The 22,073-nt window shown below is 71.5% G+C and carries 24 protein-coding genes and 1 tRNA gene; 16 read left to right on the top strand and 9 right to left on the bottom strand.

The window, feature by feature from the left end:
• Positions 1–85: 85 nt before the first annotated feature.
• On the top strand, positions 86–976 hold the full coding sequence (gene rarD, locus EV292_RS02095) for an EamA family transporter RarD (protein ID WP_243693557.1): 891 nt from the start codon (positions 86–88) through the stop codon (positions 974–976).
• Here rarD and EV292_RS02100 read toward each other — a convergent pair.
• Complete coding sequence (locus EV292_RS02100) at positions 973–1,743, bottom strand: Coq4 family protein (protein ID WP_132907523.1); 771 nt, start codon at positions 1,741–1,743, stop codon at positions 973–975. The two genes, rarD and EV292_RS02100, sit on opposite strands and share 4 nt — an antisense overlap.
• Before the next feature lie 32 nt (positions 1,744–1,775).
• Complete coding sequence (locus tag EV292_RS02105; RefSeq protein WP_132907524.1) at positions 1,776–3,044, bottom strand: cation:dicarboxylase symporter family transporter; 1,269 nt, start codon at positions 3,042–3,044, stop codon at positions 1,776–1,778.
• A 69-nt stretch (positions 3,045–3,113) separates the two neighbouring features.
• Here EV292_RS02105 and glmM point away from each other — a divergent pair, with 69 nt between their 5' ends.
• From glmM to EV292_RS02120, 3 genes are all read left to right on the top strand, one after another.
• Complete coding sequence (gene glmM, locus EV292_RS02110) at positions 3,114–4,451, top strand: phosphoglucosamine mutase (protein WP_132907525.1); 1,338 nt, start codon at positions 3,114–3,116, stop codon at positions 4,449–4,451.
• 54 nt (positions 4,452–4,505) lie between these two features.
• The gene (folP, locus tag EV292_RS02115; RefSeq protein WP_132907526.1) at positions 4,506–5,558 is read left to right on the top strand and encodes a dihydropteroate synthase; all 1,053 of its coding nucleotides are present in this window, start codon (positions 4,506–4,508) and stop codon (positions 5,556–5,558) included.
• A gap of 63 nt (positions 5,559–5,621) precedes the next feature.
• A complete protein-coding gene (locus EV292_RS02120) occupies positions 5,622–6,506 on the top strand; it encodes a bestrophin family ion channel (protein ID WP_132907527.1) in 885 nt (294 codons plus the stop codon).
• Positions 6,507–6,588: 82 nt separating this feature from the next.
• Here EV292_RS02120 and EV292_RS02125 read toward each other — a convergent pair whose 3' ends face one another.
• A complete protein-coding gene (locus tag EV292_RS02125) occupies positions 6,589–8,001 on the bottom strand; it encodes a sigma-54 dependent transcriptional regulator (protein ID WP_132907528.1) in 1,413 nt (470 codons plus the stop codon).
• Between the two features lie 140 nt (positions 8,002–8,141).
• Between EV292_RS02125 and EV292_RS02130 the strand changes: the two genes are divergently transcribed.
• From EV292_RS02130 to EV292_RS02170, 9 genes are all read left to right on the top strand, one after another.
• A complete protein-coding gene (locus tag EV292_RS02130) occupies positions 8,142–8,276 on the top strand; it encodes an aa3-type cytochrome c oxidase subunit IV (RefSeq protein WP_243693558.1) in 135 nt (44 codons plus the stop codon).
• A gap of 7 nt (positions 8,277–8,283) precedes the next feature.
• Positions 8,284–9,411, top strand: coding sequence for an NAD(P) transhydrogenase subunit alpha (locus tag EV292_RS02135; protein ID WP_132907529.1), 1,128 nt, complete (start codon positions 8,284–8,286; stop codon positions 9,409–9,411).
• Positions 9,412–9,657 (top strand): type II toxin-antitoxin system HicA family toxin, encoded by a 246-nt coding sequence (locus EV292_RS02140; RefSeq protein WP_132907530.1) that lies wholly within the window; start codon positions 9,412–9,414, stop codon positions 9,655–9,657.
• Positions 9,654–9,869, top strand: coding sequence for a type II toxin-antitoxin system HicB family antitoxin (locus EV292_RS02145; protein ID WP_132907531.1), 216 nt, complete (start codon positions 9,654–9,656; stop codon positions 9,867–9,869). The genes EV292_RS02140 and EV292_RS02145 overlap by 4 nt, the downstream gene beginning before the upstream one ends.
• A gap of 15 nt (positions 9,870–9,884) precedes the next feature.
• Positions 9,885–10,181 carry an NAD(P) transhydrogenase subunit alpha gene (locus EV292_RS02150; RefSeq protein WP_132907532.1) on the top strand — a complete coding sequence of 99 codons (297 nt, stop codon included), beginning with the start codon at positions 9,885–9,887 and terminating at the stop codon, positions 10,179–10,181.
• A 13-nt stretch (positions 10,182–10,194) separates the two neighbouring features.
• Positions 10,195–11,691 (top strand): NAD(P)(+) transhydrogenase (Re/Si-specific) subunit beta, encoded by a 1,497-nt coding sequence (locus EV292_RS02155; RefSeq protein WP_132907533.1) that lies wholly within the window; start codon positions 10,195–10,197, stop codon positions 11,689–11,691.
• 4 nt (positions 11,692–11,695) lie between these two features.
• Positions 11,696–12,622 (top strand): winged helix DNA-binding protein, encoded by a 927-nt coding sequence (locus EV292_RS02160; RefSeq protein WP_132907534.1) that lies wholly within the window; start codon positions 11,696–11,698, stop codon positions 12,620–12,622.
• A gap of 97 nt (positions 12,623–12,719) precedes the next feature.
• Positions 12,720–12,795, top strand: a tRNA-Val gene (locus EV292_RS02165).
• A gap of 89 nt (positions 12,796–12,884) precedes the next feature.
• Positions 12,885–13,934, top strand: a complete 1,050-nt coding sequence (locus EV292_RS02170) for a DUF3667 domain-containing protein (RefSeq protein ID WP_207913316.1) — start codon at positions 12,885–12,887, stop codon at positions 13,932–13,934.
• Between the two features lie 3 nt (positions 13,935–13,937).
• Here EV292_RS02170 and EV292_RS02175 read toward each other — a convergent pair whose 3' ends face one another.
• The 4 genes from EV292_RS02175 to EV292_RS02190 are packed head-to-tail and all read right to left on the bottom strand — an operon-like array spanning position 13,938 to position 15,811.
• On the bottom strand, positions 13,938–14,378 hold the full coding sequence (locus EV292_RS02175) for a winged helix DNA-binding protein (protein ID WP_132907535.1): 441 nt from the start codon (positions 14,376–14,378) through the stop codon (positions 13,938–13,940).
• A complete protein-coding gene (locus tag EV292_RS02180) occupies positions 14,329–14,835 on the bottom strand; it encodes a hypothetical protein (protein WP_132907536.1) in 507 nt (168 codons plus the stop codon). Before EV292_RS02180 ends, EV292_RS02175 begins: the two co-directional genes overlap by 50 nt.
• Before the next feature lie 45 nt (positions 14,836–14,880).
• Positions 14,881–15,171: a hypothetical protein gene (locus EV292_RS02185; RefSeq protein WP_132907537.1), complete on the bottom strand. Its 291-nt coding sequence runs from the start codon at positions 15,169–15,171 to the stop codon at positions 14,881–14,883.
• Between the two features lie 25 nt (positions 15,172–15,196).
• Positions 15,197–15,811 (bottom strand): LuxR C-terminal-related transcriptional regulator, encoded by a 615-nt coding sequence (locus EV292_RS02190; protein WP_132907538.1) that lies wholly within the window; start codon positions 15,809–15,811, stop codon positions 15,197–15,199.
• Positions 15,812–15,844: 33 nt separating this feature from the next.
• Between EV292_RS02190 and EV292_RS02195 the strand changes: the two genes are divergently transcribed.
• Positions 15,845–19,060: a PAS domain-containing protein gene (locus tag EV292_RS02195; RefSeq protein WP_132907539.1), complete on the top strand. Its 3,216-nt coding sequence runs from the start codon at positions 15,845–15,847 to the stop codon at positions 19,058–19,060.
• A 21-nt stretch (positions 19,061–19,081) separates the two neighbouring features.
• Here the strand turns inward: EV292_RS02195 and dapF are convergent, their stop codons facing one another.
• Together dapF and EV292_RS02205 are read right to left on the bottom strand one after the other, a co-directional pair.
• On the bottom strand, positions 19,082–20,026 hold the full coding sequence (gene dapF, locus EV292_RS02200) for a diaminopimelate epimerase (protein ID WP_165926997.1): 945 nt from the start codon (positions 20,024–20,026) through the stop codon (positions 19,082–19,084).
• Positions 20,027–20,052: 26 nt separating this feature from the next.
• Positions 20,053–20,523: a DUF6456 domain-containing protein gene (locus EV292_RS02205; protein WP_132907541.1), complete on the bottom strand. Its 471-nt coding sequence runs from the start codon at positions 20,521–20,523 to the stop codon at positions 20,053–20,055.
• 103 nt (positions 20,524–20,626) lie between these two features.
• On the opposite strand from EV292_RS02205, the gene EV292_RS02210 reads away from it, so the two are divergent.
• Both EV292_RS02210 and EV292_RS02215 read left to right on the top strand, forming a co-directional pair.
• Positions 20,627–21,106 carry a dihydrofolate reductase gene (locus tag EV292_RS02210; protein ID WP_132908141.1) on the top strand — a complete coding sequence of 160 codons (480 nt, stop codon included), beginning with the start codon at positions 20,627–20,629 and terminating at the stop codon, positions 21,104–21,106.
• 39 nt (positions 21,107–21,145) lie between these two features.
• Positions 21,146–22,072, top strand: coding sequence for a bifunctional riboflavin kinase/FAD synthetase (locus EV292_RS02215; protein ID WP_132907542.1), 927 nt, complete (start codon positions 21,146–21,148; stop codon positions 22,070–22,072).
• Position 22,073: the final 1 nt, after the last annotated feature.

The raw sequence follows: 22,073 nt of genomic DNA on the forward strand, positions 1-22,073 counted from the left end.
CGAGGTCACGCGCTTTGGCCGGGTCGGGTCACGACCGCGCGGCGGCGGCTTGCGTGCTGCGCCGCGACACGCGATGGCGGCGGCAATGACGCACCCCCCCGCCCAGAGCCGCGCTGGCCTCCTGCTCGGCATCGGCGCCTTCATCTGCTGGGGGCTGTTGCCGCTCTATCTCCATCTGCTCGACGCGGTGCCGGCGGTGCAGGTGCTCGCCTATCGCGCGATCTTCTCGCTGCTGCTGCTCGTCGCGATCGTCGCGCTGACGGGGCGCGGCCGCGCGGTCCTCGCCGCCGCGCGCGGGCGGACGCTGGCGCTGCTCAGCGCCACCGCGCTGCTGATCGCGATCAACTGGCTGATCTATATCTGGTCGGTGCAGAACGGGCACGTGCTGGAGGCGAGCCTCGGCTATTTCATCAACCCCTTGCTCAACGTGCTGCTCGGCGTGGCGGTGCTGCGCGAGCGGATCACGCGGGTGCAGGCGGTGGCCGTGGCGATCGCCGCGGTCGGCGTGCTGATCCTGGCGGCGGATGGCGGCGGGGCGCTGTGGATCTCGCTCGTGCTCGCGGTGACGTTCGGATTGTACGGGCTGATCCGCAAGATCGTGGCGATCGACGCGCTCGGGGGACTGCTGATCGAGACCGCGCTGCTGTTCCTGCCGGCGCTCGCGGTGATCGGCTGGGCGCAGGCGCACGGACAGGGCGCGTTCGGGCACGATCCGCGGCTCGACCTGCTGCTGGTGCTGGCGGGCGCGGTCACCGCCGCCCCGCTGCTGATGTTCGCGGCGGCGGCGCGGCGGCTGCGCTACGCCACGCTCGGGCTGCTGCAATATATCGGGCCGACGCTCCAGTTCCTCGAAGCGGTCCTGATCTTCGGCGAGCCGCTTCGCCCGATCCAGCTCGCCAGCTTCGTGCTGATCTGGAGCGCGTGCGCGCTCTACGCCGTGGCAGCTTGGCGTGTCGCGCCGCCGCGCGCCGCTTAGCCCGCCGCCCGCGACGCGCCGCCGAACGCCTGCAGCGCATCGCGCAGCTCGCGCCGCGCGCGATGATAGGCGCGCGGATCACGGATCCCCAGCCGCGCGCGCGCCGTCGCCAGCGGTTCGTGGAGCAGCGCGCGCGGGTCCTCGCCGACCAGCCACGCCGCGGCGCGGCCGTGGCGATAGCCTTCCCACACCGCGCGCGCGAACAGCCCGCTGCGCGTCACCGCGACGCTCTTGAGCGCGGCGGCGAGCGCGATCAGCGCCCAGCCGAGCCCGCCCACCTGCGCGAAGCTGAACGCCACCAGCGCCGCCTCACCGAGCGGATCGTCCGCCTCATAGCCGGTCAAAACGTGCCACAGGTCGTGCAGGTCGCGGATGCGACGGCCCATCCAGCCGTACGGGTGCGCCGCGGCCCAGGCATCGGCATGGTCGAGCTCGCTCACCGCGACCAAGCCATCGGCGCTATACCCCGTCGCGGCGAGGAAATCGCGATAAGCGGCGCCGACGCTGCCCGGTGCGAAGCCGGCGATCGCGTCACCGTCGCCGAGCAGCTCGGCCAGTTCGACGCGCTCATAGGCCATCCGGCCACCCTCAGCGGTCGCGATCAGCCGCGCGTAATTGGCAGGGGCGTTGCCCACGTTGAGCGCGCGCATGATGCGGAACACCTGCCGCGTGTCGTCGGCGTCGCGCATCAGCCGGCGCACCGCATCGAGCGCGCCGCGCCAGTCGCGTCGGCCGGTGGTGCCGGGATAGGGCGGCAGGCGAGTCATCGCGATCGACTCCTTACTGACATATGTGTCAGTTAAGCCGGCGGGCGTGTCTCGTCAAGCGCGGCCGACTCCTCGCGCGCCGAACCGCGGCGGCCGAGCCGCGCGCTGGTGGCGATGTCCATGGTGACGTTCCCCACCGTGCGGACGATGTCCGGGATGGTCTCCACCGCCACCAGCAGGCCCAGCGGCGCGACCGGCGCGCCGATCGTTCCCGCGATCGGCGCGATTGCGCTGACGTAGCTCACCGTGCCGGGCAGGCTGACCGAGCCGAGCGACGTCAGCGTCGCCACCACCACGCCGATCGCCAGCGTCGCGGGCGAGAGCGCGACGTCGAACCAGGTCGCGACATAGATCGCCACCGCCAGGTTCATCGCCGGCCCGGTCGCGCGGAAGATCGCGACCGCGAGCGGCAGCGTCACGCCCGCGACGCGGACGTCGACGCCCAGGTCGCGCGTTCCCTCCAGCATCGCGGGCATCGACGCGAGCGAGCTCTGCGTGCTGATCGCGACCGCCTGCGCCGGCAGCGTCGCGCGCGCGAACGCGCCGAGCGGGACGCGCGCGCCGAACCGCGCGATCGGATAAGCGAGCAGCATCACCGCCACCCCCGAGGCGCTGACGATCAGGATATAATGGACCAGCGCGCCGAACGCCCCCGTGCCCGCGCGCGCGCCCACCACCAGCGCCAGCGCGAGCACGCCCAGCGGCGCGATCCACAGCACCCAGTCGATCACCACCAGCATCGCGTCGCGCAGCGCGGTGAACAGCCGCACCAGCAGGTCGCGCTGCTCGCGCTCGATCCGCGCGATGGCGAAGGCGAACACCAGCGTGAAGATGATGAGCGACAGGAAAGCGTCGCTCGCGGCGGCCTGGATCACGTTGGTGGGGACGATCCCCGCGAGGAAATCGCCGAGCGGCGGGACCGGCGGCACCGCCTCCGCCCCCGACAGCGCGCGTCGCAGCGCGGCGGCCGAGGCGGTGGGCAGCGGGACGAGCGCGAGCAGCAGCGGGGTGAGCAGCGCGGCGATCGTCGCCGAGGTGGCGAGCAGCGCGACGTAGAGCGCGATCGCGCGCGCGGCGAGCCGGCCCGCGCGCGCCGCCTCGGCGGTGGCGGCCACGCCGGTGACGAGCAGCGCGACGACGAGCGGGACGATCGTCATCTGCAGCGCGTGGAGCCAGGCGGTGCCGAGCGGCTCGGCCACCGCGATCGCGGTCGGCACCGCGCCGGGTGCGACGCGCACCAGCAGGATGCCGGCGGCGAGGCCGGCGACCAGCGCCAGGAGAATACGGGTAGCCTGCGACATCAGCGCGCTCTTCGCCCTTCGTTCGTCTTCGTTTATGGGAGCGCCCCAGCGGAGCGAACGGACGAGGCGATGGCAAGGAAATATTTCGGAACCGACGGTATTCGGGGGCTGACCAACGCCGGCGCGATGACCGCGGAGATGGCGATGAAGGTCGGCATGGCCGCGGGGCGGCACTTCCTGCGCGGCGCGCACCGCCACCGCGTCGTCATCGGCAAGGACACCCGGCTCTCGGGCTATATGCTCGAGAGCGCGCTCCAGGCCGGCTTCACCAGCGTCGGGATGGACGTCACGCTCGTCGGTCCGATGCCGACCCCCGCGGTGGCGATGCTGACCAAGTCGATGCGCGCCGACATGGGCGTGATGATCTCCGCCAGCCACAATCCCTTCGCCGACAACGGCATCAAATTGTTCGGCCCCGACGGCTACAAGCTGTCGGACGAGGACGAGGAGGCGATCGAGGCCGCGATCGACGGCGACGTCGCGCTCGCGCCCGCCGGTGAGATCGGCCGCGCCAAGCGGATCGACGACGCGCGCGGTCGCTACATCCATTTCGCCAAGTCGACCTTCCCCGCCGACCTGCGGCTCGACGGGCTCAAGGTGGTGGTGGATTGCGCCAACGGCGCCGCCTATCAGGTCGCGCCCGAGGCGCTGTGGGAGCTCGGCGCCGATCTCGTCCAGATCGGGGTCAGCCCCAACGGGCTCAACATCAACGACCGCATCGGCTCCACCCACCCCGAGGCGCTGTCCGCGGCGGTGGTGGAGCATGGTGCCGCGATCGGGATCGCGCTGGACGGCGACGCCGACCGGCTGATCGTGGTCGACGAGCGCGGCCGCGTGATCGACGGCGACCAGCTGATGGCGACGATCGCGGCGAGCTGGGCGCGCGCGGGCCGGCTCGCCGGGGGCGGGCTGGTCGCCACGGTGATGTCGAACCTGGGGCTGGAACGCCATCTGGCGGCGCAGGGGCTGGGCCTGATCCGCACCAAGGTCGGCGACCGCCACGTGCTCGAGGCGATGCGGCGGCGCGGCTACAATGTCGGCGGGGAGCAATCGGGGCACATCATCCTGTCCGATTACGCCACCACCGGGGACGGGTTGGTCGCCGCGCTCCAGGTGCTGGCCGAAGTGTGTCGCGCCGGGGCGCCCGCGAGCGAGGTGCTGCATCGCTTCGACCCGCTGCCCCAGTTGCTCAAGAACGTCCGCTTCGCGGGCGGGCGTCCGCTCGAGGCGGAGTCGGTCAGGCAGGTGATCGCGGCGGCCGAGGCCGAGCTGGCGGGCAATGGGCGGCTGGTGATCCGTCCCTCGGGCACCGAGCCGGTGATCCGCGTCATGGCCGAGGGCGACGATCCGCAACAGGTCGAGCGGGTGGTCGACCGGATCTGCGACGCGGTGCGCGCCGCCGCCTGATCGGGGCGGCCGCGCTCGCTTGCGCCGGCGGCGGGCGGGGGGCAGGGAGGTGCGATGCCGCTCCGCCTCCGCCCCGTGCAGTTCGTCGACTCGCCCTTCGCTTATCCGGACGGCGCGGCGGTGCGGCTGGCGGGCGGGCTGCTCTGGTTCGCGGCCTATGAGGTCAGCGGCGATGGCCCGACGCGCGTCGTGCCGGTCGGCGAGATCGGCACGCTGGGAGAGCGTGCGGCGATGCTCCATGACCGCATCGTCGCGCCGCGCGCGCCGCTGAGACTCGGTGAGCGCGTGCTGCGGCTCGACCAGCCGCAGGTCGCCGCGATCCTCAACGTCACGCCCGACAGTTTCTCCGACGGCGGCGCGCACCGCGACGACCCGGCCGCCGCGGCCGCGGCCGGGGTGGCGCTGGCGGCGGCGGGCGCCGCGCTGATCGACGTCGGCGGCGAGTCGACCCGGCCGGGCGCGACGCTGGTGTGGGAAGAGGATGAGGCGCGCCGGGTCGTCCCCGTGATCGAGCGCCTGACGCGCGCGGGCGTGCTGGTCTCGATCGATACGCGCAAGGCGCCGGTGATGGACGCGGCGCTGGCCGCGGGCGCGGCGATCGTCAACGACGTGTCGGCGCTGCTGTGGGACGATCGTTCCGCCGCGGCCGTGGCGCGCGCGGGGGCGCCGGTGATCCTGATGCACTCCCCCGATCCGCGCGCGGGCGGGCACGGGCGGCAGGGCTATGCGGACGTCGTCGCCGAGGTGTTCGACTGGCTCGAGGCGCGCGTGGAGGCGGTGGTCGCCGCCGGGATCGACCGCGCGCGCGTCATCGTCGACCCGGGCATCGGCTTCGGCAAGTCGCTGTCGGACAATCTCGCGCTGCTCAACGCGCTGCCGATGCTGCACGCGCTGGGCTGCGCGGTGATGCTGGGCGCCAGCCGCAAGCGGATGATCGGCGCGCTCAGCAACGAGGCGCCCGTGGGGGAGCGGCTGGGCGGCTCGGTCGCGCTGGCGCTCGCCGGCGCGAATGCCGGGGTGCAGTTGCTGCGCGTCCACGATGTCGCCGAGACGGTGCAGGCGCTGCGGGTGTGGCGCGGGCTGCGCGACCGCGCGCTGGTCGGGTGACCGCGCGTCCCGTCAATTGATACCGCAGGTGCAACGACCTGAGGTAACGTGCGTTGGCCGCGCATGATCGTCACCGCCGTTCCCCGCCTGACCCAGATCGTCCGCGAAGTCTGGAAGCCGCTGCTCCTGCTCTTCATCTGGGACGTGATCGTCACGGTCACTTACTACGTCCTGCCGTTCAAGGCGCCCGAGCTGCCGCTGACGCTGTTCGGCTCCGCGCTCGCGCTGTTCCTCGGCTTCCGCAGCAACTCCGCCTATCAACGCTGGTGGGAGGGACGGTCGTTGTGGGGGCTGATGATCAACGCCAGCCGCAACCTCGCGCGTGCGGCGCGCAACTTCCTGCCCGATCCCGAGGCGCGCGACATGAAGCGCACGATCGTGCTGCGCCAGATCGCTTATGTGAACGCGCTGCGCTGCCAGTTGCGCAAGCAGAAAGCCGACGACGCGGTGCTGCGGTTCCTGTCGAAGGGCGAAGCGGATTTCGCGCTGTCGCGCACCAACATCGCCAACGGCATCGTCGACGGCACCGGCCGGCGCGTCAATCTGGCGCGCGAGAACGGGTGGATCGACACGATCCAGCAGGCGTCGATCGAGCGCGTGCTGATCGACATCGCCAACGCGCAGGGCGGGATGGAGCGGCTCAAGAACACGCCCCTACCCAATCAATATCGCTTCTTCCCGATGATCTTCACCCATCTGTTCTGCATCCTCCTGCCGATCGGGCTGGTGGAGACGCTGGGCTTCGCCACGCCGCTCGGTTCGACCGTCGCGGGGCTGATGTTCCTGGCGGTGCTGGCGATCGGCGACGATCTGGTCGATCCCTTCGCCAATACGGTGCACGACCTGCCGCTGCTGGCGATGTGCCGGACGATCGAGATCGACCTGTTGCAGTCGATCGGCGAGGAGGCACCCGAGCCGATGCAACCCGATAATGGCGTGCTGTGGTAAGCCGTTCCCTCGCGCGGCGAGGGGGCGTCACGCGACGCCGATGCCCGGTCGGCGACGCTGAACGCCGACCTCCACCGCGCGGTCAGGCCGCGCTGTCGATCCCGAGCTCGCCCAGCTTGCGGTAGAGCGTCGAGCGGCCGATGCCGAGCCGGCGTGCCACCTCGGTCATCCGCCCGCGATAATGCGTGATGGCGAGGCGGATCACGTCGGCCTCGATCTCCTCGATCGTGCGCAGATGCCCGTCGGGGCGGAACAGCGCCACCCCTGCCGCCTCGACGCGCGCCGCGCCGCGCGTGGCGCGCTGTCCGAGTGCCGCGATCTGCGGGAAGTCCGCGCGCGTCAGCGTGTCGCCCTCGCACAGCACCGCGGCGCGGAACAGCGCGTCCTGCAACTGGCGCACGTTGTTGGGCCAGTCGTAGCTCATCAGCAGCATCATCGCGTCGTCGCTGATGTCGAGCTGGCGCAGACCGGGCTGGCCCGCGATCCGCTCGAGCAGGTGACGCGTCAGCGCGGGGATGTCGCCGGCGCGATCGCGCAGCGGCGGGATCGCGACCGCGACCGCGTTGAGCCGGTAATAAAGGTCCTCGCGGAAGCGGCCCGCGCCGACCTCCTCGAGCAGCCGCTTGTTGGTGGCGGCGATCACGCGCACGTCGACCGCGCGCGCGTGGCGACCGCCGAGCGGCAGCACCTCGCCCGACTGGAGCGTGGCGAGCAGGCGCCGCTGCGCCTCGATCGGCAGGTGATCGACCTCGTCGAGGAACAGGGTGCCGCCATCGGCCTCGACCAGGCGCCCCTGCTTGCGCTCGAACGCGCCGGGGAAGGCGCCTTCCTCGTGGCCGAACAGCACGCTCTCGATCAGATTGGCCTGCACCGCGCCGCAATTGACGGTGACCCGCGGGCCGGTCGCACGCGGGCTGGCGGCGTGGATCGCCTCGGCGATCACTTCCTTGCCGACGCCGCTCTCGCCCTCGATCAGGACGGGGACGCGCGCGCGCGCGGCCTTGGCGGCGATCGTCAGCGCGGCGCGGAAGTCGGGCGCGGTACCGACGATCTCGTCGAACCCGAGCATGGCCGGGATCTTCTCGGTCAGCGGCCGCAGCTCGCCCGCCGCGGTGGCGGCGACCGCGCGCTCCAGCGCCTGGAGCAGGCGCTCGGGCGCGAGCGGCTTGGCGAGATAATCGGTCGCGCCCGCGCGCATCGCGTCGACCGCCTGCGCCACCGACGCCTGCGCGGTGAGCATCAGGATCGGCAGCTGCGCGCGATAGCCGCGCAGCTCGCCGATGACTCCCGCCGCGTCCCAGCCGCCCGCGGTCGGGTCGAGCAGGATCGCGTCGAGCTGCATGCCGTCCGGTGTCGATAGCGTCGCCACGGCGGTGGCGGGATCTTCGGCGAAGATCGCCCGCCAGCCGCCACGCGCGGCCAAGGTCCCGATGACGCGTCGTTGCGCGGCATCCTGGTCGACCAGCATCAGCAGACGTTGTCCGTTGCGCGTCATGTTCGGCCTATTGTCTCGTGACTCTCTGCCTATCGCCTAACCGTGCTGAGTAAAGGCGGCCTTAAGCGACTGTGGCGATATTGCGTCCGCGACGTCGCGCCTCTAGGCTCTCGATCGACACAGAGCGATACGAGGAAAAGATGGCGGAGAGTAGCGCGGGGCGCGGCGACATCAAGGCGCACGAGGCGACCTATTCCGGCATGATCGGGTTGCTGAAATGGGGTGCGGTGGCCTGTTTCATCCTCGCCTTCTTCGTCATCTGGCTGATCGCGTAACCGCGGCGTGAAGATCGCGGTCGTCAAGGAACAGGCGCCGGGCGAGCGTCGAGTCGCCGCCACGCCCGAGACCGTGCGCAAGTTCGCTGCGCTGGGCGCGTCCGTCGCGGTCGAGCATGACGCGGGGACAGAAGCCTCGATCGCCGATGCGGATTTCGCGGCGGCGGGCGCGACGCTGGGCGACCGCGGCGCGACGCTGGCCGCGGCCGACATCGTGCTGGCGGTGCAGCCGCCCGCGCCCGAGACGCTCGCCGGCGCGGCGCCGGGCGCCTGGGTGGCGGCGATCATGGCGCCGTTCGGCGAGGGCGGGCGCGCGCGCGTCGATGCCTATGCCGCGGCGGGCTACGAAGCATTGGCGATGGACTTCATGCCGCGGATCACGCGCGCGCAGTCGATGGACGTGCTGTCGTCGCAGTCCAACCTCGCCGGCTACAAGGCCGTGCTCGATGCGGCGGCGGAATATGGCCGCGCCTTTCCGATGATGATGACCGCGGCGGGCACCGTGTCCGCCGCCAAGGTGTTCGTGATGGGGGTCGGCGTCGCGGGGTTGCAGGCGATCGCCACCGCGCGGCGGCTCGGCGCGCAGGTCTCGGCGACGGACGTGCGCTCGGCCACGCGCGAGCAGATCCTGTCGCTCGGCGCCAAGCCCGTGTTCGTCGAGGAGGTGGTGGGGATCGAGGGCGAGGGCAGCGGCGGTTATGCCGGCGAGATGTCGCCCGAATATCAGGCGGCGCAGGCGGCGTTGGTGTCGTCGCACATCGCCAAGCAGGACATCGTCATCACCACCGCGCTGATCCCCGGTCGCGCGGCGCCGCGGCTGGTGACCGACGCGCAGCTCGCGACGATGCGCGCGGGCAGCGTGCTGGTCGATCTGGCGGTGGAGCAAGGCGGCAATGTCGAGGGCGCGGTGGCGGGCGAGATCGTGGAGCGCCACGGCGTGCGGATCATCGGCCACCGCAACGTGGCGTCGCGACTGGCGGCCGATTCGGCGGCGCTCTACGCGCGCAACCTGTACAATTTCCTCTCCACCTTCTGGGACAAGGAGCAGGGCCGCCCGGTGCTCGACGAGGAGATCGGCGACGCGGTGCGGCTGACCCGCGGCGGCACGGTGGTGAACGCGAGGCTGGTGTCGTGAATGCGCGGGGACAAGCTGCTCGCCGCCATGCGGGCCAATCCTCACGACTGGCGGATCACCGACGTGGAGCGGCTCTGCCGTGCTCATGGCCTGACCTGCCTGCCGCCGCGGCACGGCTCGCATTATAAGGTGACCCACCCGGCGATGCAGGCGATCCTTACCATCCCATCCCGTCGACCGATCAAGCCGGTCTACATCCGCGATCTCGTGCACATGGTCGACGCGGTTGCCGGGGAGAGCCGATGAACCCGCATGCCTATGAGGTCGACATCCGACCCCTCGCCGAGGCGGATGGTGGGGGCTTCGTCGCGATCGTCCCCGATCTGCCGGGCTGCCGCTCAGACGGCGAGACGCCGCATGAGGCGCTTACCAACGCCTATGATGCGGTGCTGAGCTGGATCGAGGCGGCCGAGGCGCTCGGTCGCGAGATCCCGGCGCCACGCCGCGTGCCGGCATGAGAGCGGAGCGATAACATGGACTTCGTCGCGATCCTGTCGATCTTCGTGCTGGCGTGCTTCGTCGGCTATTACGTCGTCTGGTCGGTCACGCCGGCGCTGCACACGCCGCTGATGGCGGTGACCAACGCGATATCGAGCGTCATCATCGTCGGCGCGCTGATCGCTGGCGCGGCGGCGGGGAGCACCGGTTCGAAATGGCTCGGGCTCGTCGCGGTGGTGCTCGCCAGCGTCAACATCTTCGGCGGCTTCGCGGTGACGCAGCGGATGCTCGCCATGTACAAGAAGAAGGAGCGGTCGTCGCCGCGGCCGTGAGGGGGAGAACAGAGTGGAGCATGTCGCGGTAAACCCTTGGGTCGCGCTGGCCTATCTGATCGCCGGCGTGTGCTTCATCCTGGCGCTGCGCGGGCTGTCGAGCCCGGCGACGAGCCAGCGCGGCAATCGCTTCGGCATGATCGGCATGGGCGTGGCGGTGGTGACGACGCTCGTCACCCACGTGCCGCTCGCCACCACGCTGGTCGAGGGTGAGGATTATGCCGCGCTGATCGCGCGCGTCGATTATGCCGCGGCGTTCGAGATCGTCGCCGCGATCGCGCTCGGCGCGGTGATCGGCGTCGGCGTCGCCCGACGCATCGCCATGACCGCGATGCCGCAGCTCGTCGCGGCGTTCCACAGCCTGGTCGGGCTCGCCGCGGTGCTGGTCGCCGCCGCGGCCTTCCTCAACCCGGTCGCCTTCGGCATCGCGGTGCCGGTGCTGTTCCCCGACGGCACCGCCGCGGCGCTGATCAACCCGGTCAGCCGCGTCGAGATGGGGCTGGGCGTCGCGATCGGCGCGATCACCTTCTCGGGCAGCGTGATCGCCTTCCTCAAGCTCAACGGCAACATGGGCGGCAAGCCGATCCTGCTGCCCGGTCGGCACGTCATCAATCTCGGCGTGCTCGCCGCGATCCTGCTGCTCGTGGCCTATTTCACCGTCGACCAGTCGCCCTGGGTGTTCTGGACGGTGACCCTGCTGTCGTTCGCGATCGGCTTCCTGCTGATCGTCCCGATCGGCGGCGCGGACATGCCCGTCGTCGTGTCGATGCTCAACAGCTATTCGGGCTGGGCCGCCGCGGCGATGGGCTTCACCCTGCACAATGCGGCGATGATCATCACCGGCGCGCTGGTCGGATCGTCGGGCGCGATCCTCAGCTACATCATGTGCCGGGCGATGAACCGCAGCTTCGTCAGCGTGATCGCCGGCGGCTTCGGCGCCGAGGCGGGCGGCAGTGGGAGCGGCGCGGCGGCGAGCGACCGCGCGTGGAAGCGCGGCTCGGCCGAGGACGCCGCCTTCCTGATGAGCCAGGCCGAGCAGGTCATCATCGTGCCCGGCTATGGCATGGCGGTGGCGCAGGCGCAGCACGTGCTGCGCGAGATGGGGGACAAGCTCAAGGCGCATGGCGTGCGCGTCAAATATGCCATCCACCCGGTGGCGGGGCGGATGCCCGGGCATATGAACGTGCTGCTCGCCGAGGCCAACGTCCCCTATGACGAGGTGTTCGAGCTGGAGGACATCAACTCCGAGTTCGCGCAGACCGACGTCGCCTTCGTGATCGGCGCCAACGACGTGACCAACCCGGCGGCCAAGACCGACCGCAGCTCGCCGATCTACGGCATGCCCGTGCTCGACGTCGAAAAGGCCAAAACGGTTCTCTTCATCAAACGGTCGATGGGCGGAGTCGGCTATGCTGGAGTCGACAACGAGGTCTTCTACCGGGACAATACGATGATGCTGCTCGCCGACGCCAAGAAGATGGTGGAAGAAATCGTCAAGTCGCTCGACTGACGCCGTGTCCCCGCTACCCTATGATGCCGGGGGTGCGGCCACCCCCGCGTTCGTCCTCGCCAGCCTCGATCCCGCCGGGGCGCTGGGCGCGCGCGAGGCGATCGCGCTGATCGGTGGCAGCATCACCGCACACCTCGCGCTCCCCGCCGCGTCCGAGGCGCTCGCCGCCTTGGAGGGCGCGCCCGTGATCGTGCTCGATCTCGCCGAGGCGGACGACGCGCTCGCGCACGACGTGGTCGCGTCGGTCGACACGCTCGCCGCGGCGCGCGCGTGGCGTGTCGTGGTGGCCTTGTCGGTCGCGCAGATCGATCCCGTCGTCGCCGCGCTGGGCGATCAGATCGGTGCGGTGCAACTGCTGTGCGCGCCCGAGCGTGCCGACTGGATCGGCGCGCTCGCAGTCGCGGCGGCGCGCGGGGAGGGCCGCGTCCGCGCGCCCGAGCATGATTCGGAACGGCTGGCGCGGCTGAGTGCCGAGGTCGCGCGTATCGCGGCGGTGCTCGCGCGGCTGGGCGAGAGCGAGGGCGCCGCCGGCCGGGCGGAGGAGCGCCGCTTCGCTTTCCATGCCGCGCCCGCCGCCGCGGTCGAGATCGACGCCGCGACGGTTCGCGACGTGCTGCGCGCGCGCCGGCTGCGCGATCGGTTCTTCGGTGCGGGGCTGTTCGAGGATCCCGCCTGGGACATGCTGCTCGATCTCTATGCCGCACGGATGGAAGGCGTTCGTGTGTCGGTGTCGAGCCTGTGCATCGCGGCGGCGGTAGCGCCGACCACCGCGCTGCGCTGGATCACACGACTGACCGAGCGGCGGCTGCTCGCGCGCATGCCCGACCCGCGCGACCGCCGCCGCGTCTTCATCGGTCTGACCGACGAGGCGGTCAGCGCGATGCACGGTCATCTCGCCGCTCTGACCGACGCGCGACTGCCGCTGGCGTGAGCGCCCCGGCGCGACGCGCCATCGCACGGGCTCTTGCACGACGAGGCCGTCCGTGTAGAGCGGCGGCAACGGCAGGGCCCGAGCTGGCCCGCGCGCCGGGCGCTTAGCTCAGCTGGTAGAGCGGCTCGTTTACACCGAGTAGGTCGGCGGTTCGAACCCGTCAGCGCCCACCATGCCGTCACCGGCCCAATCGTTGCTTTCTCGCCGTACTTTCTGCACCTAACGCGACGGGGTGACGAGGGGCGAGCGGGGGGGCGAGCGGATGAGCGGCATCGGCGAGGGGTTGGCGGAGCTGGGCCAGGGCGCCATGGCCGCGCTCGCGACCGAGCGGGCGGTCGCCGCCGACGGCCATACGCACGAGACCGTCTGTCTCAATTGCGCCACCCCGCTGATCGGGACGCATTGCCATGCCTGCGGGCAGGCCGCGCACGTCCACCGCACGCTCGGCGCGTTCTTCCACGATCTGCTGCACGGCGTGTTTCACTTCGAAGGGCGGGTGTGGCGCACGCTGCCGCTGCTGGCGTGGCAGCCGGGACGATTGACGCGCGAATATATCGACGGGCGCCGCGCCAGCTATGTCTCGCCGATCGCGCTGTTTCTCTTCGGCATGTTCCTGATGTTCGCGGTGTTCCATGCGACCGGTGCGCCCGAGACCGCGGACGGCGCGCAGGTGCAGACCGTGGGCGAGGCGATCGCGCGCGGCGACCGCCGCGTCGCCGCGCTGGAGCAGCGCCGCCGCGCCGCGCAGGGCGATCGGCGCGCGCTCGAGCGGATCGACGAGCGGCTGGCCGAGGAACGCGCCACGCTCAAGCTGCTCCACCGTCTCGATCCCGACGCGCCGAGTGCCGCGGCGGGGCAGGGCAACGGGCAGGACCAGGGCTTCAGCGACATCCCCACGCTCGACCACGCGATCAGGAAGTTCCGCGCCAACCCCGACCTGGCGACCTACAAGATCCAGACCTACGCGTATAAATACAGCTGGGCGCTGATCCCGATCTCGGTGCCCTTCCTGTGGCTGCTGTTCCCGTTCAACCGGCGGTTCCGCTTCTACGATCACACCGTCTTCGTGACCTATTCGTTGTGCTTCATGACGCTGCTGGCGATCGCCGCGATGCTGCTCGGCGCGGTCGGGCTCGGCGGTGCGGCGGGGCTGCTGATGCTGCTTCCGCCCTGGCACATGTACCGCCAGCTGCGCGGTGCCTATGCGCTGGGCCGCGGCGGTGCGCTGGTGCGCACCGCGCTGCTGCTGCTCTTCGCGCTGCTGGCGCTGGGGCTGTTCTTCGTCATGATCATGGCGCAGACCAGCCTCTAGCTCCTAGCCGACCCAACTGCTGGCGAGATACAATTCCATCATCCGCCGCCCCTTGTCGCTGAGCGTCACCAGCGAGCGGCGACGGTCGTCGACGTCGGCGCGGCGCATCACCAGCCCGCTCGCCTCGAGCTTGCCGAGGCAGCGCAGCGCGGTACTGGGCGGCACCGCCGCGCCGATACAGGCGCTCGACACCGGTACCAGCGTGTTGCGGCCATGGTGGATATAGAGGTCGAGCAGCATGTCCCAGGCCGCCTCGCCGAACAGATCGGTGCCGAACATCCGGTCGCGCGCGCGCCGTTCCTGATACATCAGCTCGGCGCGTTCGAGCAGCCCCGGGGCGGGCGCCGGTTGCTGCGCCTCCTTGGCGCGGAGCCGGTCGAGCAGCGCCTCGATCTCACGGATCGCGCAGCCCAGCTCCTCGTGCGTCGCAGGCTCGTGTCTCATCGGCCGCGCCCCGTCGCTGGAACGTCCAGTCGAACTCGCGCCCCCCCGCGCGCAGGCGGCGCCGATGCCGTATCACCCCGATCGCCAGCAGCAGCAGCCCCGGATAGGCCAGCCATGCCGCGACCCGCGTGTAGACGATCGGCAGCACCGCGGGATCGTAGGCGCGCACCCCATGGGTCGCGACGGTCAGCGCGTGGAAGGCGGTGAGATACAGCGGCCAGAAGCGGTCCGCGGTGAGGCTCACCGCCACCAGCCCCGCCAGCAGCGCCGAGTCGACCGCCACCCGCTGCCACTCGACATGGACATAGGTGTAGCCCCTCACGTGCGGCAGCAGCGCGGAGGCGGTCGCCGCCAGCAACAGCAAGGCCGCCACCCAGCGCTCCGGCGCGCCGCCGCGCCGAAAGGCGTAGAGGCAGGTGCCCAAGAGCACCGCGGCGAAGACGAGCACGCGCGTCATCGGCCGCTTTCCCGATATGGTTGATCACGATCGTACCGTCGCGGCTCAGCCGCGCGGCGCGAACGAGGGATCCTGCTTGTCGGTATCGCCGTACAGCCGCACGTCGATCCCGCGCGCCTTGGCCAGCGCCTCGAGCAGGCGGTGCACGTCGGCGGTGGCGCCCTGCGCGGCGCTGATCTGGACCGCGACGTCGCTGATCCCGGCGCGGATCGACTTGCCGACGACGGGCGCGATATTCTGCTCGAGCCGCGCCTCGATGAGCGCCGCCATGAGTCGCCCGGTGACCGCGAAGGCGCGATCCTGCAGCACCTCGAGCTCGCGCAGCAACGTGGCCACCGCGGTGACCTCGGTCGAGACGCGCTCACCGCGCGAGCTGCGCGACGACGTCGCTGAGGGTGCGGACGAAGAGAGCGAAAAGACCGAAGCCGGTGACGAGTGCGAAAACGATGGCGCCGAGCCAGAAGAGGCGCTGAGCGATTGTGAGGTCATTACCATCCCCGTTGCGGAACGGCAGCCGCAGCGGACCGGGGGCGTGTGGCGCCGACCGCGGCCCGGCCGCGGCGGCCGGTGCCGGTGCATCATCGCCCGGCGACGACGGTTCTGCGTCGGGCCGCGGGGTGGGGTCGCCCACCGAGAAACGACCCCTCGTTTCCGGGTGGGCGGCCTCGTGCGCGGCCAGCGCGGCCGCGGCGGCGGGGCGGCCACCGACGTCGAGCAGCGCGGTCGCCTCGGTGAGATAGCCGCTGACCGTATTCTCGGAGATGGCGAGCGCGCGCGCGATCTCCTTCACGCGATAGCGCTGATGGTAGAGCCGAAGCGATTCCCGTTGCCGGGTCGTCAGTTTGGCGAATCGATCCGGCGACATGATCCAGGAGATGCGAGAAGCTGGTTGAGCTGTCATCAACCAAGATGCGCGCGAGGGTGCCGCGCTGGGAAGCCGCGCCGTCGGTTGCGGTAGATTGGCCGCCACCATCATGACTTATCCCGACGATATGGCTATCACGCCGGCATGGCAGCCGACCAAGAGCCCGAAGCCGCGTCGATGCGGGCCGCCTTCCGCTCGCTCGATTGGTCGCGCACGCCGTTGGGGCCGCGCGCCGACTGGCCCGCCGCGCTGCGGACCACGGTGGAGATCATGCTCGCCTCGCGCTTCGCGATGTGCGCGGCCTGGGGGCCGGAGCTGACGTTCCTCTACAACGACGCTTATGCCGAGATGCTGGGGGCGCGGCACCCGGACGCGCTCGGCCGGCCGATGCGCACGGTCTGGCCCGAATTATGGGATCAGCTGACCCCGCTGATCGAGGCGGCGATGGCGGATCGCCCCGTGCTCGAGCGCGACCGTTATTTCCGCATGACGCGCAACGGCGTGCCCGAGGACACGTGGTGGAGCTTCTCCTACAGCGCGCTGCGCGACGACGACGGCGCGGTGGCGGGTTTCCTCGACGTCGCGCTGGACGTCACCGACAAGGTCCGCAACGAGCTGCGGCTGGCGGCCGAGAGCGAGCAGCTGCGCGCCAGCGAGACGCGCTTCCGCGCGCTCGTCGGGGCGCGCGCCGACGCGATCTATCGCATGAGCCCGGATTGGAGCGAGCTGCTCTCGCTCGACGGTGCGGGCTTCCTCGCCGACGCGCGCCGCCCCGCCGCCGATTGGGTCGCCACCTACATCCCGGCCGAGGATCAGGCGGTGGTGCGCGCGCAGTTCGACGCCGCGGTCGCGGCGCGCGCGCCGTTCGAGCTGGAGCATCGTTTCCGCCACGTCGACGGCAGCATCGGCTGGATCCAGTCGCGCGCGGTGCCGATCCTCGACGCCGCGGGCGCGATCGTGGAATGGTTCGGCAGCGCGGTCGATGTGACACGCGACCATGAATCGCGCGCCGCACTGGCGTCGAGCCGCGAGCAGCTCGAACTCGCCACGCGCGCCGCGCAACTGGGGCGGTTCGATTACTGGCCGCAGCGTGACCTGCTCGAATGGGATGATCGCTGTCGCGCGCTGTTCGGGCTCTCGCCCGGCACGACGGTGAGCTACGCGGGCAGCTTCGTCGCCGGCCTGCACCCCGACGATCGCGAGCAGGCCGTGGCCGCGGTCGCCGCCGCGCTCGCGCCGGACAGCTCGCGCCGCTTCGACACCGAATATCGCACTATCGGGATCGAGGACGGGATCGAGCGCCACGTCCACGCGCAGGGGCTCGCCTTCTTCGAGCGCGGCGTGGCGGTGCGGTTGATCGGCATGGTGCGCGACGTCACGGCGGATCGTCGCGGCGACGCAGCGCTGCGCCAGACCGAGGAGCGGCTGCGGCTGGCGGTGCGCGCCACCAATGACGCGATCTGGGACTGGGATCTGGTGTGCGACCACGTCCTGTGGAACGAGGCGCTGACCACCGGCTACGGCCACCGTCCGGTCGATCTGCGTACCGACGGGGCGTGGTGGCTGGAGCGGGTCCATCCCGACGATCGCGCGCGCATCCACGCCGATATCCACGCGGTGATCGCGGGCAGCGGCAGCGACTGGGGCGCCGAATATCGCTTTCAACGCGGCGACGGCGGCTATGCGGACGTTCGCGACCGCGGCTATGTCATCCGCGACGCGGCCGGGCGCGCGGTGCGGATGATCGGCGCGATGCTCGACCAGACCGAGCGCAAGGAGGTCGAGCGCTCGCTCGAGCGGACCAAGGAGGGGCTGGAGGTCGCGGTCGCCGAGCGCACGCGCGAGCGCGACCAGATGTGGCGGATTACCCCTGACCTGCTGTGCGTCGCGGGGATCGACGGTCGCGTCCGCGAGACCAACCCGGCCTGGACCGAGGTGCTGGGCTGGCAGGCGAGCGAAATGGCGGGGCGCTCCTTCCTCGACTTCGTCCATCCCGACGACCAGGCCGCGACCGTCGCGGCGCTGGCGGCGATGCGCGCGGGCGAGAGCGTGTTCGGCTTCGAGAACCGCTATCGCGCGCGCGACGGCCAGTATCGCTGGTTCAGCTGGAATGCGGTGCCGCGCGACGCGCTGATCTATGCGGTGGTGCGCGACGTCACCGCGGCGCACGCGCAGGCCGAGGCGCTCGCCAAGGCCGAGGAACAGCTGCGGCAGAGCCAGAAGATGGAGGCGGTGGGCCAGCTCACCGGTGGAATCGCCCATGATTTCAACAACATGCTCACCGGCGTTATCGGCAGCCTGGAGCTGCTGCGCCGTTATGTCGCCGAAGGCCGCAGCGACCGCGTCGATCGCTACATCGACGCGGCGACCAGCTCGGCCCAGCGCGCCGCGGGGCTGACCCAACGGCTGCTGGCCTTCTCGCGGCGCCAGTCGCTCGACGTCCAGGCGGTGGACGTCAATCGCGTCGTGCTCGGTGTCGAGGAGCTGCTGCGCCGCACCTTGGGCGAGCATATCGCGCTGACCTTGGGGCTCGATCCGGCGGTGTGGCACGCCACCACCGATGCCAACCAGCTCGAGAGCGCGCTGCTCAACCTCGCGATCAACGCGCGCGATGCCATGCCCGCGGGCGGGACGCTGACGATCGCGACCGCCGCCGCCACGCTCGATGCGGCGGCGGGGGCGGGGATGGCCGAGTTCGCGCCGGGCGACTACGTCGCGGTGAGCGTGTCCGACACCGGCACGGGCATGGCCGCCGAGGTGATCGCCAAGGCGTTCGACCCCTTCTTCACCACCAAGCCGATCGGGCAGGGGACGGGGCTGGGGCTGTCGATGATCTACGGCTTCGCGCGTCAGACCGGCGGTCACGCGCGGATCGCCTCGACCCTGGGCGAGGGATCGACGGTGACGCTGTATCTGCCGCGCGCACGCGAGGCGGCCCGTCCGTCGACCGAGCCGCGCGCGATCGGCGTGCGCGCCCGCGCCGGCGAGCAGGTGATGGTGGTGGAGGACGATCCCGCGGTGCGGATGCTCGTCGTCGACGTGCTGGAGGGGCTCGGCTACGGCGTGCTCCAGGCGGTGGACGGGCAGGAGGCGGTGGCGCTGCTGGAGCGGCGGCCGCCGATCGCGCTGCTCGTCTCCGACGTCGGGCTCCCGGGGCTCAACGGCCGTCAGGTCGCGGCCCGCGCGCGCGCGCAGATGCCCGAGCTGAAGGTGCTGTTCGTGACGGGCTATGCCGAGGAAGCGCTGGTCCGCTCGGGCTTTCTCGATCCCGGCATGGACATGATCGCCAAGCCGTTCGACATCGATGCGCTGGCGGCCAAGATCGCGTCGATGCTGGGGCACCATCCGGTCGACGCCTGAGCACGGCCGGGAGGCGGCAGCTCAGTCGATCGCCGCGACCACCCCGGCCCAGGCGGCGATCTCGTCGTCGGCGTGGCGTTCCACCTCCAGCGCACCCGCGCTGGCGCGGGCGAGGTCGATCTCGGCCGAGCCCTCCCATTCCCAGGTGGCGTTGCCGTGGAGCGTCACCATGCCCGCCGCGGTGGCGCGCGCGCGCACCAGCCCGCCGCGATTGTAGACGGTGACGTCGCGATCGAAGGCGATCCGTCCCGTCAGCCCGGCGGCATAGGTGGAGGCCGCCATCGCGCTGCCGCAGCTGTCGGTGAGGCCGACGCCGCGCTCGAAGGTGCGGACGTACAGCGCATCCGCCGCGCGGCGCTCGACGAAGGAGACGTTGGCGCGCCGCGGCAGCCACGCCGGGGCGGCCTCGCAGGCGCTGCCGACCGCGACCAGCTCGGCCTCGTCGACCGAATCGACGAAGGCGACCAGATGCGGATTGGGCATCGCCACCGCGGTGAAGCGCCGCGTGCTGGGCAGCGGCGGCACCGCCGCGTCGACGATCCGCGCGGGCGCGTCGTGCAGCGGCCAGGCGGCGGCGTCGAGCGAGGCGGGGCCGGCGGTCTCCGCCACGGTATAGACACCCGGGGCGAGCGGCGCGGCGCGCTCCACCTCGGCGTAGCTGGTCTTGAGCCGTACCGTCGCGCGGTCGATCCCCAGCGCGGCGAAGCCCGCGCGCGCGACGCAGCGCAGGCCGTTGAGGCACGTCTCGGCCTCGCTGCCGTCGCTGTTGAACATCCGCATCCCGAAGGCGGCACGCGCGTCGCCCGCGGTGAGCACGAGCAGCCCGTCACCCCCGACCGGCCCGGCGCGATCCGCCAGCGCGCGGGCCACCGCCGACCATGCTGCCTCGTCGAGCGCGAGCGCGCGCCCGTCGATCAGCGGGAAATCGTTGCCGGAGCCGTGACATTTGATGAAGCGCAGCCGCATCGCGCCTATCTGTTGCGCGCGCTGCGTCAGGGCAAGCGGTAATGATCCGCGAGCCGGTCGAGCGCGAGCGACAGCACCAGTCGGCCGCTGCGCGCGGGCCAGTCGAGCGCGCGTTCACTGTCGGGGAGTGACTCGCCCGCGCAGACCACGCGCCACAGGATATCGGCCAGACCGCGACCCGAGTCGGCGATGGCGGCGTCGAAGCGCCGCTTGGCCGCGACGCACGCCTCGGTCGGGTGCATCGACTCTGCGGTGCCGCCGTCGACCCGCGGCACCCAGCGCATCGTCACCGCGGGCGCCAGCGCGGCCCGCTCGTAATCGGCGCGGAGCCGCTCGCCTGCCTCGTTCTGGCGCGCGTCGATCAACCCTCGCGCCGCCAGCCAGGACAACGGCGACTCGCGCCGGTTGACGGTGACGGTGCGCCCGCGACGGGCGCCGCCGGCCACCGCGCCGCGGCGGCCCTGACCGTCGATCACCTGTTCCACCAGATCCCGCATGTCCGCATCTCCTGCCGTGCAGCGCGCGCGTCGCAGAAGTTGGACGACGTAGGACAGCGTCGCCGTGGCTGGATCGCGCGCGCGGCGCGGGGTAGGGCGCGGCATGATCACCTTCGTGCTCGCGCGCGCCGACAACGGCGTCATCGGTGTCGACGGTCGGTTGCCCTGGCACCTCCCCGCCGATCTCCGGCGCTTCAAGGCGCTGACGATGGGACAGGCGATGGTGATGGGGCGCAAGACCTTCGAAAGCTTCCCCGCGCCGCTGCCCGGCCGCCGCCATGTCGTGCTCACGCGTGACCCGATGTGGCGGGCTGAAGGCGCCGAGGTGGCGCATACGCCCGACGCCGCGCTCGCGCTCGCGCGCGGCGGCGACCCGGACGCGCGCGTCGCGGTGATCGGCGGCGCCGAGATCTTCGCGCTGCTGCGCGACCGCGCCGATCGTGTCGAGCTCACCGAGGTCCATGCCGAACCCGCGGGCGACGCGATCGTGCCGGCCTTCACCGGCTGGCGCGAGCTGGCGCGCGAGTCGCACGCGGTCGAGGGCGAGCGTCCCGCCTACGACTTCGTCACGCTGGCACGGTGACGCTGGCACCGCGCCGGCCGAGCCGCTAAGGCGCCGCGCATGGAGCGGCTTGACGGCGGCTCGGCGGTGCCGGCCGGGCTGGCCGGCGGGATCGTCGCGCTGGGCAATTTCGACGGTTTTCACCTCGGTCACCAGGCGGTCGTCGGCCGCGCGGTCGAGCGCGCGCGCGCGGAAGGGCGGCCCGCGCTGGTCGCCACCTTCGACCCGCACCCGGTGCGTTACTTCCGCCCCGACACGCCGCCGTTCCGGCTCACCACGCTGGACCAGCGCGCGCGTCTGTTCTCCGCCGCGGGTGCGGACGCGATGGTCGTGTTCCACTTCGACGAGGCGCTCGCCGGGCTCCACGCCGACGCCTTCGTCGCCGAGCGGCTGATCGGCGCGCTGCGCGTCGGCGGCGTCGTCACCGGCGAGGACTTCACCTTCGGCCACCGCAAGAGCGGCGACATCGCCACGCTGCGCGCCGCCGGCGCGGCGCACGGCTTCTCGGTCGATACCGTCGGCGCGGTGATGCTCGACGGCGAACCCGTCTCCTCGACGCGGATCCGCGCCGCGCTCGGCGCGGGCGACCCGCGCGGCGCGGCGCGGCTGCTCACCCGGCCGTTCGCGATCGAGGGGGTGGTGCAGCACGGCGACAAGCTCGGCCGCACGATCGGCTATCCCACCGCCAACCTCGACATGGGCACATATCTGCGCCCCGCCTACGGCATCTACGCGGTGCGCGGGCGGCTGGCGGACGGGCGCGTGCTCGACGGCGCCGCCAATCTCGGCATCCGCCCCAGCTTCGACCCGCCCAAGGAGCTGCTCGAGCCCTTCTTCTTCGACTTCTCGGGCGATCTCTACGGCCAGGAGCTCGAGGTCGAGCTGATCGACTATATCCGCCCGGAGGCGAAGTTCGACACGCTCGACGCGCTGGTGGCGCAGATGGACTCGGACTGCGCTACCGCGCGGGCGTTGCTGGCGCGCTGAC

It is taken from the genome of Sphingomonas sp. BK235 (assembly GCF_004345855.1).
Lineage (GTDB): Bacteria > Pseudomonadota > Alphaproteobacteria > Sphingomonadales > Sphingomonadaceae > Sphingomonas.